Here is a 13282-nt window from a genome sequence, read left to right on the forward strand (position 1 = left end):
GCTGGCTTAGACCAGACCGGTTATGCGCTGTCCGTTCTGTCAAAGCGAAGAAACCCAGGTGAAGGATTCCCGCCCTGCAGAGGAGGGTGTGGCCATCCGTCGTCGTCGCCAGTGCGCGGCGTGCGGCGCGCGCTTTACGACGTTCGAACGGGTTCAGCTTCGCGAATTGACCGTCTTGAAAGCGTCTGGGCGGCGTGCCCCGTTCGATCGGGAGAAGCTGTTTCGGTCGATACAGATTGCAACCCGCAAGCGGGGCGTTGATCCCGAAGCGATCGAGCGGATCGTCGCGACGATCATTCGGCGGCTTGAGGCGCTCGGCGAGACCGAGGTGCCTTCCCGGACCATCGGAGAGTTTGCCATGACGGCCCTCAAAGAAGTCGATGACGTGGCCTATGTACGGTATGCCAGCGTCTATAGAAATTTCAGTGAGGCCAAAGATTTTCAGGCCTTCTTAGGATCCATGGAGTCCGAATGACACAAATCCGGCAGATGCAGCGTCCTCGGTCCGTCGAGGCGAAGACCATGGCGCGCCTTGGGGCTGTCCAGGCCCTCTACCAGATGGAGCATGCCGGCACCGGGGTCGAGGCGGTCATTCGGGAGTTTGTCGACCATCGGCTCGGCGGTGAAATGGATGGGAGTGCCCTTCACGAAGCCGACGATGAGTTCTTCGCCGCGATCGTCCGCGGTGTCGTTGAAGGCCAGCGTCGGATCGATCCGTTCATTCAGCGCCATTTGGCCGAAGGGTGGACATTAAAGCGCCTCGACGCCACCGCGCGGGCGATTTTGCGCGCAGGGCTGTTCGAACTGGTCAGTCGCCCCGACATCCCCTGGCGAACGGTGGTCGACGAATATGTCGAGCTCGCCAACAGTTTCTTCGAGAAGGGGGAGGCCGAGCCCCGCTTTATCAATGCCGTCCTCGATGCGACGGCCAAAGAGGTGCGGGCGGACGATTTCGGGCAGGACGGTGGATGAGTTCTCGCTCATCGACCGGTATTTAGCGCCCCTCGCCATTGAGGGGGCCGTCGGCCTGCAGGACGATGCCGCCCTCTTTGAAGGGATGATCATCACCAAGGATCTGCTGGTCGACGGGGTGCATTTCCGATCCTGCGATGGGTGGGGGGCCGCCGCGCAAAAGGCGCTTCGGGTCAATATCTCAGATCTTGTCGCTTGCGGGGCGAGGCCGGCGGCGTTCGCCCTCGGGGTCGTCTGGCCCAAAGCGGTGACGGAGGAGGAGATCGCGGCTTTTATGGAAGGGCTCTCTGCCGATTGTGCTCGCTATGGCCTTGGATTGATCGGCGGGGACACAACGCGCCATCGCGCGGATAGTGGTCCCCTGACGATCAGTGTGACGATGGTCGGACCCCCGGCGCCAGAAGGTCCCCTTCGGCGCAGCGGCGCTCAGGTCGGCGATGTGGTGATGGTGACGGGAACCATTGGGGAGGCGGTTCTGGGGCTCAAATCCCTTCTCGGTGAAATCGCCCCCACATCGGAGGGGGTAGAGGCCTATCTTCGGCCCCGCCCGCCGATCGACCTGGTCGACGCCCTTGCCCGTTACGCCCATGCGGCCATCGACATTTCCGACGGCCTCCTCGCCGATGCGACCCATATTGCCGAGGCGAGCGGCGTCGTTCTGGGGCTCGATGCCGCCGCCATCCCGCTTTCCCCCTCCGCCCGCGCCTATGCCGAGGACAGCGGCGACGCCCTGCTTTCTCTCTTGGGGGGAGGGGACGATTATCAGGTGATCGCGACTGTCCCACAGGACAATGTCGATCCCCTCAGGGCCGCCGCTGCCACCGCGCAGGTGCCGCTCACCTCCATCGGTGAGGTGCGGGAAGGGGCTGCTGGTACTGTCTTACGCGGGGGAGATGGAAAGGAGATCGCTTTCGGCGCCGACCACTCGCCTGCTGGCTTCAGGCATTTTCCGTAGCGGCGGCCCGCCGTTCGGCCAAGGCAAGCACCGCATCGACGGCCAGGCAGTAGCCCACCGGGCCGGCGCCGGCGATCACCACATCCACAACCGGGCTGACATAGGAATGGTGACGAAAGGCCTCCCGCGCCGCGGGGTTCGACAGATGGACTTCGACTTTCGGCAGAGAGGCGGCCTTTAAGCTATCGTGGATCGCGATCGAGGTATGGGTATAGGCCGCGGCATTGAGAATCAGCGCATCGGCCTCCCGGGCCGCGCCCTGAATTGCGTCCACTAACTCCCCCTCCCGATTTGTTTGAAAGAATTCAATCTCATGGCCCGGCGCATGGGCCGCCACCATCGCCTCAATATCCGACAGGGTCTGGTGTCCGTAGATCGACGGCTCCCGCGTTCCCAAGAGGTTGAGGTTAGGACCGTTCAGGATCGAGATCTTCATAGGGGTTCCTATTGCATAGACATGGTGAAAGGATTGGTTTTCCAATCCCGTTTACCGTGACCTTCGCCGATAGCCCGATTAGGGTAGGTTAAGGTAATTAGAAATCACCATTCGAGCAATTTCCGTGGGTTCCACTTTCTTTCCAGTCATCCTTTCCGGCGGTAGCGGGACCCGCTTATGGCCGATCTCCCGGAGCTACTCGCCGAAGCAGCTTGAAACGCTGTTCGGGGATGCCTCTCTGCTTGTCCACACGGCTCGCCGTCTGCGCGCCCATCCCGGCGCCGGGCCGGTCAATATTCTGTGCTCGTCGCGATATGGTCAACGGATCGTCGATCAGCTGGAGGCGGACGGCCTGAATTGGTCGACCTTGATCGAGGAGCCCATGGGCCGAGATACGGCGGCCGCCGCGGGGATCGCGGCCTCCTGGGCTCGGGCGACCCATGGCGATGAAGCAGTGGTGGTCCTTCTCCCGGCTGACCATTATGTCGACGATCTTAACGCCTTTCACGACGCGTTGACGAAGGCTGTCGAAGCCGCCGCTCACGGACGGATTGCGCTGATCGGTATTACGCCGGATGGTCCGAATACGGGCTATGGCTATATCCGGCGGGAGCAGGACAAGCTTGATGGCCTCACTTGCTATCCCATCCGCGCTTTCGTCGAAAAACCGGATCTGACAAAGGCCCGGGCCTATGTCGAGAGTGGCGACTATCTATGGAACTCTGGCATTTACGCCATGCGCGCGGATGTCTTTTTAGAGGAATTAGTGCGCTACGAGCCGAAAATTGCGCAAGGGGTCGCCGCCGCGTTTGACGGCCGCACGGTGACGGATCGTTCGGGACGCCAGATCTTGCGGTTTTCCGCTGACCAATTTTCCGCAATCCCAAAGACCAGCATCGACTATGCCGTTGCCGAGCGGACGCACAAAGGGGCGGTCGCGCGGGGCCATTTTCCCTGGAGCGATATCGGCAATTGGCAGAGCCTGAGGGAGCTGACCGCCGATCCTGAGACCGGAAACAGCCTGAAGGGGCAGGTGGTACTCCATAATTCGAGGGAATGCTTGGTCTACGGACATAACAAGCCCATCGCTGTCGTCGGACTTGAAAAGGTGACCGTGGTTGATACCGAAGATGCGTTGCTCGTCTGTGCCGATGACAGCGTGCAATCGGTCAAAGATGTGCACACGATCCTCGCTGAGGAGGCCAATGCCTGTGCCCTCCACCGGTCCGGCGATCTTGATGGGGCTCTTATTCGTCATCGGGCATGGGCATCTGATTGGCTGATGCGACAGGCTTTCCCGCGCTGGGCGAGCGATGGCATCGATCCCCGGCACGGGGGCAGTGTTGAAACCCTTGATGAGGCGGGACGGCCAGCCACAGACGCGCCCACCCGTTGCCGGGTCCAGGCGCGACAGATCTATGCCTATGCCAAAGCGTTGGAGCTTGGGTGGTCGGGGGCAGCGCCTATCTTAGAAGGTTTGGTCTCATTCTACACGACGAACTGTCGGGGCGAGCAAGGCGGGTATATCTATGCAACCCACCCGGATGGGACGCCAGCGGATGAAACGATCGACACTTACGATCAGGCGTTTTCGCTGTTTGCCTTCGCGTGGGCCTACAAGGCGACAGGCGACCTCCGTTTCCGCAAACTCGGCGAGGAGGCATTTTCATTTTTAGAAGAGCATCTCGACCATCCCCAAGGTGGATACCGAGAAGGGGTGGATGTGGGCGGACCGCGCCGGGCCAACCCCCATATGCACCTCCTCGAAGCGGGTTTGGCCTGGGCTGACCTCCACGGGGAGGAGCGGGGCCTTCGCCTGGCCAACGAGATGGTTGGGCTGTATAAAGAGCGTTTTCGGGTCGATGGCGTCCTCAGGGAATATTTCGAGGACGACCTGTCCCCGATTCTTTCCCACGATAACGACGCTTTGACAGAGATCATGCCTGGCCATCTCTATGAATGGTCGTGGCTATTGAAAGAGTATGAGCGAGTAACGGGCACCCCCGCCCCAAGTCCGGCTGTGCCGATCGCCTTTGCCGAACAATTCGGTCATGTGAAAACGCTCGGCCTCGTTGCCGATGCGATCGGGGCGGATGGTCGACAGGCCGAGGGGGCCACCAGCCGACTTTGGCCGCAGACGGAGTTCATCCGCTGGCACCTCTCATTCGGCTCAGCCCCGCAAAAGCTGGCAGCCCTCGCCATGCTTGATCGGATGAAAGAGGCTTTTCTTTTTGAGGGCGAAGCCAAAGCAGGCCTGTGGCGGGATCAGCTTCGTGCCGATGGGACGATCATCAAAAACGTCTCACCGGCGAGTACGTTCTATCACCTGGTGGGCTGTCTCACGGTTCCCGATCTCATACTGTCGCGCCCCAGAAGCTGAGCGGCGCGTTACACGGATTGATCTTTTTCCTGTTGCAGACGGGCTTCGCGCAATATGGCGGAGCGATCTGACCGGACCTGTGCGGCGTCGCGTACCTCCCGCAGGACCGCCGCATCGGCAGCTTCCCGCGCAGCATCCCGCTGCGCGTTGGTTCTCCGCGGTTTCGGTTTCGTCAACTCGGTCATGGGAGCCACCTTTCCGGTCTTCAGGCAAAAAATTGCCACAAGACAATTAGATAGGGTGCAAATGCTCAATGACCAGAGGGGCGGCTCGTGATGACTGCCGAAAGACCGCTTAAGGGGCGAGGGACCACCGTGTCTTATGGAAATTCCAGGCGTCCCGGATCACCGTGCCGACATCGGAATATTGCGGGAAAAAGCCAAGATGTTCTTGGGCAAAGCTGGGGTCCGCCACCAGTCGGGGCACATCCCCCGGGCGGCGCGGTGATTCCTCTACCGGCACGGGCCGCCCTGTGACGGCCTCGACAGTGGAGAGGATTTCACGAACGGTCAGGCCCGTCCCTGTCCCAAGATTGCAGATAAAGGAGTCCGCCCCGTCGAGCAGGAGGCGGAGCGCCGCCAAATGCGCCGCGGCCAGATCCATCACATGGATGTAATCGCGGACGCAGGTGCCATCGGGTGTATCGTAATCCGTCCCGAAAAGTTTCATGGCCGAGCCGATTCCCGCCGCCGCCTTGAGGGCATTGGGGATGAGGTGCGTTTCGGGGTTGTGCTCCTCGCCAATCTCTCCGTCCGGGCTCGCCCCCGCCGCGTTGAAATAGCGGAGTGAGGCGTATCTAAGGGGGGAAATCTTGGCCGTTGCGGCCAGGGCTTTCTCGACGGCGAGTTTGGTTTCTCCGTACACGCTGAAAGGCCTTTGCGGCTCGCTCTCACCGATCGGCATCCGATCGGGGATCCCATAGGTCGCGCAGGTGGACGAAAAGACGAGGGCGGTGACCCCGGCCCCGGCCATCGCCTCAAGCAAGGTCACTGTGCCGCCGACATTGTTGTTCCAGAATTTAAGGGGATTGGCCTCACCTTCGCCGACCTCGATCGACGCGGCGAATTGAATGACGGCGGCGGGACGATGCGCGGCGAAACAGTCATCAAGGGCGCGCCGGTCGCGGATATCCCCCACCACCAGGGGGCCCCATTTCACCGCGTGACGATGCCCGCTGCTGAGATTGTCGAAGACGACAGGCTCATAGCCCTCAGCGGCCAAAGCCTTGCACATATGGGCGCCGATATAGCCAGCGCCTCCGCATACGAGAATTTTCATACTACCCTCTTCGCCCCATGGTTACGGCGTCGAGGCCGCTGGTCAATCGGCATGCCCGAGCGCCCCAACCCTCTTTGGTCCCGGTCACCTCGCTGGTCACCAAGAGAGGATACTGATAAGCGGTGAGGATTGGATGAAAACGCCTTTCGTCCCGTCCCTGTAGCTCAGCAGGATAGAGCAACGGATTCCTAATCCGTAGGTCGGAGGTTCGAATCCTCTCGGGGACACCATTCCTCGCTACAGGTTCGCGCCCTGGTGTTAAGCGGGCTCGAGCTTTCCCCCTTCGCGCCTTCCTCCATCTTGGAAAAGGTCAGGCGATGGCGCCAATGCCGAGATAGAGCATGATCGTCAGGGCGCCGGCGATGAGGGCATAGGGCAATTGCGTTCTGACATGGTCGTAAAGGGAGGTTCCGGCCGCAACGCTCGCGATGACCGATGTGTCGGAGATCGGCGAGCAATGGTCGCCAAAGACCCCCCCGCCCAAGACCGCCGCCAGCGCCAGGGACGGCGGGATGCCGAGGGCCGCTGCCAAAGGCATCGCGATGGGCACCAAAATCCCGTAGGTCCCCCAGCTGGTCCCCGTCGTGAAGCTGGTCAGCCCCGCCGCCACGAACAGGAGAGCGGGGACGGCAAAGCCGGGCAAGGTCTGGGCCGCCAGCGCCGCGATGACATCGCCGGTGCCGAGGGCGCGCAAAGACTCTCCTAGCGCGATCGAGAGCAACAGGACGGACACCAGCGGCACCATTTCGGAAAGGCCCTTAAACGCCGTGGCCTCGATCCGGCCCTTCAGGCTGCCCGCGCCGATCAGCAGGGTACCGGCGGTCAGGATGGCAAGGAGGATGGCCCACAGGATCGAGGTCGCCCCCGCCCCCTGACGGATGTCGCCATTTCCGGTCCAGGCCATAAAGGCCAGGGCCCCACCGACCATGACAAGCAGGGGGAGCCACATAAAGATCGCCTTGCCGCCCTCGGTCACATCGGCATTGTCATCGGCGCCGGGCGGGATGGCGGCGGTCCGCCGCATCGGGCCGATGGCCTTGCCGGTGGCCACGGTCAACCACACGCCGATCAGGGTCAGGATCGGGTAGAGATTGAGCGGGATCGTGCCCAAAACGACCTCAACCGGATCGTCAAACCCATAGCCGCCCACCAGTCCCAAAGCGTAGGCCCCCCAGCCATTGAGAAGTATCAGCACACTGATCGGGGCCGAGGTCGAATCGATCATATAAGCAAGCCGTTCTCGGGACAGGCCATGGGCATTGTAGAGCGGGCGGCCCAATACGCCGGAGCTGAGAAGGCTGACATTGGTCTCGATGAACACCGCCGATCCGGTGCCGGCCACGATCGCTTCGGCCCGTCGGCGGGTGCCCGCCACACCGTTCGCCATCAGCCGATGGGCAAGGGCGTTCACGCCGCCCGATTCTCGCATGAACGCGATGAGAATACCGATCAGTAAGCAGAATAAGAGAACTTGGGTATTGTAGCCGCTGTCAAAGACGGCGGCGGTTCGGCTGGCGCCGCCAAGGGCGCCCAGAAATGGCGCGGTGACCGACAGGAGGCTGCCGTCGCCGATCTCTGCGATGGCCGGAGCGATCGCGTCGAGGGCTGACAGGGCCGAGCGCTCAGGCGCGAGAAACAGCATCAGGGTTTCGGACAGACCAAGGGCGATGAGGAGGGCGATATACACATTGCGGGTCACGACGGCGAGAAAGATCGCCAGCAGCGGCGGGACGACACTGAGATATTCCATAACGCTCCCCTCAAAAGCGTCGGACCTTTGCCGAAACCATGCTCCCTGTCACCTCGATCTTTACCATTCGGCGAGACGGGCGAGCTAGGCAGGCGTGAGGGCAGACAATGAGTGAGGGGCGATGACGCGCGATCAGGGGGCAGGGCATGTCGCCGGCTCATGCGCATTGATGCCCCAGCCATCGGCGCTCAGCGGGGGTCGGCTAGGCCTCATCCTCCTCCTGGCGGCGATCAGTTTCGGCGTCTTCCGATGGGTCCTCTATGGCCAGTTCGCCTGGGCGGTGGTGCAGGGGGCCTACACCCCGCAAGGACCCCTGGGCGGTGATTTCATCGTCTTTTGGACCATGGCCAAGGCCGCCTTCACCGATCGCCTAGGGGATCTTTACACCCTTGAGGTGATGTCACTCGAACTCGATGGCCGGTTTCTGGCCTGCGATGGTGATTGTCGCCTCCCGCTTCTTTATCCGCCGACCTTTGCCCTCCTGATGAGCCCGCTGAAGCTTCTGCCCTATGGGGTGGCCTTTCCCGTCTGGTCGATCGGCACGGGCCTCTTTTATTTTTGGTCGTTGATCCGAGCGAAGGGGCGGACGCGCGCCCTTCTTTTTGCGGTGTCGAGCGGAGCGGTCCTCTCTGCGGCCATCACCGGGCAGAATGGATTTCTCACCGGCGCCCTTTTGGTCCTGGCCCTGACGAGCCCCGCCCGAACCCCCCTTATTGCGGGGATCGCCGCGGGGGTATTGACGGTGAAGCCGCAACTGGGACTGCTTCTCCCGATTGCGTATATCGCCGCTGGGCATTGGCGGGCGGTGGGGATAGCGGCTGTGACGACGGGGGCTCTCATTGCCCTGTCGCTACTAGCCTTCGGCCTGTCTCCTTGGGCGGCTTTCTTTGGGGCGGTGACCGACCATTGGGGGGCGTTGTCCGGCGGCGACCTCGATCCGCGATATGTGATCTCGCCCTATGGGGGCGCGCTTCACCTTGGGCTGCCGTCCCCCCTCGCGCTGGGGCTTCAACTAGGGGCGACGGTCATGGCAATGGCGGCAACGGCCGTTATTTGGCGGCGGGAAGCCGTGCCCCCGGCCCTCAAGGCGGCGATCGTCCTTGCCGCGGTACCAATCGCCAGTCCCCATGCGCTCTATTATGAGCTCACCCTCAGTCTCGCGGGGCTCGTCTTGGCCTTCGGCACCGGTGGCGCGGCGCGCCTTCATTGGGGGGAGGGGCTTGCCCTCACAGCGCTGTGGATCGCCAGTATCTTCCTGCCGGTGCCGGAGGGCGCGCTGATCCCCTTGGCCGCGATCATCGCCCTTGGGGCCTTTGCCCTCGTTCTGCGTCGCGTGCTCTTAGTGCCGCTGTGTTCCGCGCCTGTGGTGGCCGTGGACTGACCAATCATCCCGCCGGGGGGCGACGAATTTCCGACGAGATGAAACCTCTATCGGTCTCTTGCGTAAATAAGGTGAGGCTCAAGTTCTGGATACCACCAGAACGGCCATAACCATATGACCTGAGATCAAAAGGAGATTGTTATGAAAACCGCTCTTTATTCTGTTCTTGCATCGTCTACTCTGCTTTTGTCTGGCGCTTTTGCCGCCGATGACCATGCCAACAGCAAAAATGAGATGAAAAAGGACGAAATGAATGCTGAGGTGATGAATTCGAGCGAGTTCAGCATGCTGGACGTCAATGACAATGGGGTCGTGACCAGCGAAGAATATGTTCAAGTCACAACGCAGTTCGACAACATCACTGAAGACGAAGCCATGTCGCTGTTCGATTTGACCGCCGGCGATGATGACGAGCTGTCCCGCGCCGAATTTCTCGATCCGGAGAATGATTATGACGAACGGTTTGCGGCAGCCCTGCTCGACTAAGTGAAGGTGAGACGTGCTCATACAAAAGCAAAAATGACGAGCCGTTTACGACCCTGAAGTGAGCTGAGACGGTCCCCCCGCCTTCTCAAACAGCCCTGTCTCAAACAGCACAGTGAAAAAGGCCGGCAGATGCCGGCCTTTTTTGTCCATTGGCAATGCGGAGGGGACGCTATCCCGCTTTATTGACGCGCATATACCACTCAACCAGTCGCCGAACCTGCCGCGGCGTATATCCGCGATCGGTCATGCGTTCGACAAAGTCGCTATGCTTTTTCTCGGTCTCGGAGTCTTTCTTTGAGTCAAAGGAGATCACGGGAAGAAGATCTTCGACCTGGGTGAACATCCGCTTTTCGATGACCGAGCGGAGCTTCTCGTAGGACGTCCAAGCCGGATTGCGTCCCTCATTGGCCGCCCGAGCGCGCAGGGCGAATTTCACCACCTCGTTTCGGAAGTCTTTGGGGTTCGCTATCCCCGCCGGCTTCTCGATCTTTGACAGTTCCTGATCGAGGGTTGCCCGGTCAAGCAATTGGCCCGTATCGGGGTCCTTGAAATCCTGATCTTCAATCCACGCATCGGCATAGGCGATATAACGGTCGAACAAATTCTGTCCGTATTCGCCATAGCTTTCGAGATAGGCTTTCTGGATTTCCTTGCCGATAAAGTCCGCATAGCGCGGCGAGAGCTCACCCTTGATGAACTCGAGATAGCTTTTCTCCACCTCATCGGGGAATTGCTCGCGCTTGATCGCGGTTTCGAGGACATACATGAGGTGAACCGGATCCGCGGACACTTCCTCCGTATCAAAATTGAAGGTCTCGGAGAGGACTTTGAACGCAAAGCGGGTTGAGATCCCGTCCATGCCCTCATCAACTCCGGCAACATCCTTATATTCCTGATGGCTTTTGGCTTTGGGATCGGTGTCCTTCAGCTTTTCGCCGTCATAGACCCGCATTTTGGAATAGAGGTTACTGTTCTCATGCTCCCTCAGGCGCGTCAGGACCGAGAACCGCGCCAGCATCGGCAAGGTTTCCGGGGCGCAAGGGGCCTCGGACAACTCAGAGCTCGCGAGCAATTTTGCGTAGATCTTGGTCTCTTCGGTGGGCCGCAAGCAATAGGGGACCTTGATGACGGAAATCCGGTCAAGGAAGGCCTCGTTATTCCGGTTGTTGCGGAATTGCTGCCACTCGCTTTCGTTAGAGTGGGCAAGGATCACCCCTTGAAAGGGGATCGGCCCCAACGCTTCGGTTCCGACATAATTGCCCTCCTGGGTCGCGGTCAGCAGCGGGTGGAGCACCTTGATCGGGGCTTTGAACATCTCGACGAATTCAAGCAGCCCTTGGTTCGACATGCACAGGCCACCGGAATAGGAATAGGCGTCGGTATCGTCCTGGCTGTAATGTTCGAGCTTTCGGATATCGACCTTGCCCACAAGGGCGGAGATGTCCTGGTTGTTCTCGTCACCGGGCTCCGTCTTGCTAATCCCCAATTGCCGTAGTTTCGATGGCCATAATTTGACCACTGAGAATTTCGAGATGTCACCGCCGAACTCGTCGAGACGCTTCACGGCCCATGGGCTCATCAGTCCCGTCAGACGCCGCTTTTCGATGCCGTATTTTTCCTCCAGCAGATCCTTGAGGTCGCTGGTCTGAAAAAGGCCGAGGGGGCTCTCGAAAACCGGACTGATCTGATCGCCCGCTTTGAGCACATAGATCGGAAATTCTTCCATCAGATCTTTCAGACGCTCAGCGAGGGAGGACTTGCCGCCGCCGACCGGCCCGAGAAGATAAAGCACCTGGCGTTTTTCCTCGAGGCCCTGCGCGGCGTGGCGGAAATACCCGACGATCCGTTCGATCGTGTCTTCCATGCCGTAAAAGCCCTCGAAGGCTTTATATTTCTTGATCGTCCGATTGAAGAAAATCCGCGAGAGCCTTGGATCCTTCGATGTGTCGATCATCTCCGGCTCGCCGATGGCTTTCACCATCCGCTCGGCGGGGGAGGCGTACAACATCGGATCGTCTCGCGCCGCGAGGAGATAGTCGCGGAGGGACATTTCTTCGTGTTTTGTCCGCTCATAGCCAGCAGAAAATGCGTCGAAGATGTCGAGCGTATCGCTCATTCGTGCCACCTGCTCGGTCGCTCTCGCGACCGCCTTTCTTCGCCATCCAATTGCGCCAACCGGCGCCCACGCGCGAAGAGAGGTCTCAGGAGCAAGCCTGCAAGGCCGATAGGCCGAGGCCTGACTGTGCGTAAGGCCCCGCTCGGCCATGCTCTTCACGCACTTCTGGAAGGTAAGACTGAAACGGGCGTCTTGGCGAGTACCCTAAAGCCACAAAGCGATGGCTTTCCGTTTAATCGCCGCTCTAAACCCCTTGAATCCAAAGCCGTTTCGATAGCGCGGGGGAAAAAAATATCTTGAGGAGGCCTGCCGCCCTCCTGCCAAAGCCCCCGAATGGCAGACCGGGCCGTGCGACGAAGAATCGCAACAGCCTTTTTGGCCGCGCCCCGATCGGGTCTTACCAATGGCGCCAGGTCGAGACCGCTTTGCCCGAGCGCCAGGAGTTGAACCAATCGGCGAAGATCGGCAGTCCCGTCTCGATCGAGGTGGTGGCCGCAAAGCCATAATCTTCGGCCAGGTGTCCGGTATCGGCCGCCGTCTGGTGCACATCGCCGGGCTGCATGGGTAACATCACCTTTGTGGCCGTCATGCCCATGGCGCGCTCGAGCACCTCGATGAAGTGCATGAGCGGTTCTGGCCGACTGTTCCCGATATTATATACCCTGTGCCGGCCGCGGGCCTCGCCGGGGGTAGGACCGCCCTCGGCAATTCGGACGATCCCGTCGATCACATCGTCGATCCAGGTAAAATCACGGCCAAGCTTGCCATTGTTGAAAACGTCGATGGGCTCCCCCTTGGCCATGCGCTCGGCAAAGGACCAATAGGCCATGTCGGGCCGCCCCCAGGGGCCATAGACGGTAAAGAACCGTAATCCGACCTGAGCGAGGTCGAACACCGCCGTATAACTCTCGCTGAGCAGCTCACAGGATCGCTTGGTCGCGGCGTAGAGAGAGACCGGCTGGTCAGCCCGCGCCGTCTCTTGAAACGGAGCTGGGGTCGTGTCGCCATAGACCGAGCTTGACGATGCATAGATCAAGAAGGGCGGGGTTTCGGCGTGGCGTACCAGTTCGAGGACATTGAGATGGGCCCGCACATTTGAGTCGACGTAGCTAAGCGGGTTTTCCAGGGAATAGCGCACCCCGGCTTGGGCTGCGAGATGGATGACAATGTCGAACGCGCTGCCGATATTGGCCACCGCCGCCGCGTCGGACAGATCCACCTTGGTAAAGGTAAAGCCGTCCCGTGCCTCAAGGAACCGCAAGCGATCCTGCTTCAAGGCCGGATCGTAATAGGCGTTCAGGCAATCGACGCCGGTGACGGTCCAGCCCCGATCGAGCAAAGCATGGCAGGTATAGGACCCAATAAAGCCGGCGGCGCCGGTCACGAGAACGCGCATCTAACTCTCTCACGGGCGAGCCGGGCTGTCCGCTTTCTTTCAAAAGGGACTGGGGACCGGCGATCAGACGATCGGTTGCGGATCGCCTTTCTTTAAGCCGGTGCGCCTTCTTTGGCCATCTTTCCTGTCGGG

12 protein-coding genes and 1 tRNA gene are annotated in these 13282 nt (G+C 60.5%); 7 read left to right on the forward strand and 6 right to left on the reverse strand.

The window, feature by feature from the left end:
- Positions 1-22 precede the first annotated feature (22 nt).
- Genes nrdR through thiL form a run of 3 tightly spaced genes read left to right on the forward strand, consistent with a single transcriptional unit; the run spans position 23 to position 1927 of the window.
- A complete protein-coding gene (nrdR, locus tag PB2503_RS06660) occupies positions 23-475 on the forward strand; it encodes a transcriptional regulator NrdR (protein ID WP_041534923.1) in 453 nt (150 codons plus the stop codon).
- The gene (nusB, locus tag PB2503_RS06665) at positions 472-972 is read left to right on the forward strand and encodes a transcription antitermination factor NusB (RefSeq protein ID WP_013300473.1); all 501 of its coding nucleotides are present in this window, start codon (positions 472-474) and stop codon (positions 970-972) included. Before nrdR ends, nusB begins: the two co-directional genes overlap by 4 nt.
- Positions 965-1927: a thiamine-phosphate kinase gene (gene thiL / locus PB2503_RS06670; protein ID WP_013300474.1), complete on the forward strand. Its 963-nt coding sequence runs from the start codon at positions 965-967 to the stop codon at positions 1925-1927. Before nusB ends, thiL begins: the two co-directional genes overlap by 8 nt.
- On the opposite strand, the gene aroQ is transcribed toward thiL, so the two are convergent.
- Entirely contained in the window at positions 1911-2363 is a 453-nt protein-coding gene (aroQ, locus tag PB2503_RS06675; protein ID WP_013300475.1) for a type II 3-dehydroquinate dehydratase, read from the reverse strand. The two genes, thiL and aroQ, sit on opposite strands and share 17 nt — an antisense overlap.
- A 124-nt stretch (positions 2364-2487) precedes the next feature.
- On the opposite strand from aroQ, the gene PB2503_RS06680 reads away from it, so the two are divergent.
- Positions 2488-4743, forward strand: a complete 2256-nt coding sequence (locus PB2503_RS06680) for an AGE family epimerase/isomerase (RefSeq protein ID WP_013300476.1) — start codon at positions 2488-2490, stop codon at positions 4741-4743.
- Between the two features lie 8 nt (positions 4744-4751).
- On the opposite strand, the gene PB2503_RS14685 is transcribed toward PB2503_RS06680, so the two are convergent.
- Together PB2503_RS14685 and galE are read right to left on the reverse strand one after the other, a co-directional pair.
- The gene (locus PB2503_RS14685) at positions 4752-4928 is read right to left on the reverse strand and encodes a hypothetical protein (RefSeq protein WP_013300477.1); all 177 of its coding nucleotides are present in this window, start codon (positions 4926-4928) and stop codon (positions 4752-4754) included.
- A 109-nt stretch (positions 4929-5037) separates the two neighbouring features.
- On the reverse strand, positions 5038-6021 hold the full coding sequence (gene galE, locus PB2503_RS06690; RefSeq protein ID WP_013300478.1) for a UDP-glucose 4-epimerase GalE: 984 nt from the start codon (positions 6019-6021) through the stop codon (positions 5038-5040).
- A 153-nt stretch (positions 6022-6174) separates the two neighbouring features.
- Between galE and PB2503_RS06695 the strand changes: the two genes are divergently transcribed.
- Positions 6175-6251: transfer RNA gene (locus PB2503_RS06695), tRNA-Arg, on the forward strand.
- Positions 6252-6331: 80 nt separating this feature from the next.
- On the opposite strand, the gene PB2503_RS06700 is transcribed toward PB2503_RS06695, so the two are convergent.
- Positions 6332-7771, reverse strand: coding sequence for a Na+/H+ antiporter NhaC family protein (locus PB2503_RS06700; RefSeq protein ID WP_013300479.1), 1440 nt, complete (start codon positions 7769-7771; stop codon positions 6332-6334).
- A 121-nt stretch (positions 7772-7892) separates the two neighbouring features.
- Here PB2503_RS06700 and PB2503_RS13920 point away from each other — a divergent pair, with 121 nt between their 5' ends.
- Both PB2503_RS13920 and PB2503_RS06710 read left to right on the forward strand, forming a co-directional pair.
- Entirely contained in the window at positions 7893-9152 is a 1260-nt protein-coding gene (locus PB2503_RS13920; protein ID WP_013300480.1) for a glycosyltransferase family 87 protein, read from the forward strand.
- Positions 9153-9293: 141 nt separating this feature from the next.
- Positions 9294-9638: a hypothetical protein gene (locus PB2503_RS06710; protein WP_013300481.1), complete on the forward strand. Its 345-nt coding sequence runs from the start codon at positions 9294-9296 to the stop codon at positions 9636-9638.
- 169 nt (positions 9639-9807) lie between these two features.
- Here the strand turns inward: PB2503_RS06710 and PB2503_RS06715 are convergent, their stop codons facing one another.
- On the reverse strand, positions 9808-11754 hold the full coding sequence (locus PB2503_RS06715) for a PrkA family serine protein kinase (protein WP_013300483.1): 1947 nt from the start codon (positions 11752-11754) through the stop codon (positions 9808-9810).
- A 397-nt stretch (positions 11755-12151) separates the two neighbouring features.
- Positions 12152-13150, reverse strand: a complete 999-nt coding sequence (locus PB2503_RS06720) for an NAD-dependent epimerase/dehydratase family protein (RefSeq protein WP_013300484.1) — start codon at positions 13148-13150, stop codon at positions 12152-12154.
- Positions 13151-13282: the final 132 nt, after the last annotated feature.

The organism is Parvularcula bermudensis HTCC2503 (genome assembly GCF_000152825.2).
GTDB lineage: Bacteria > Pseudomonadota > Alphaproteobacteria > Caulobacterales > Parvularculaceae > Parvularcula > Parvularcula bermudensis.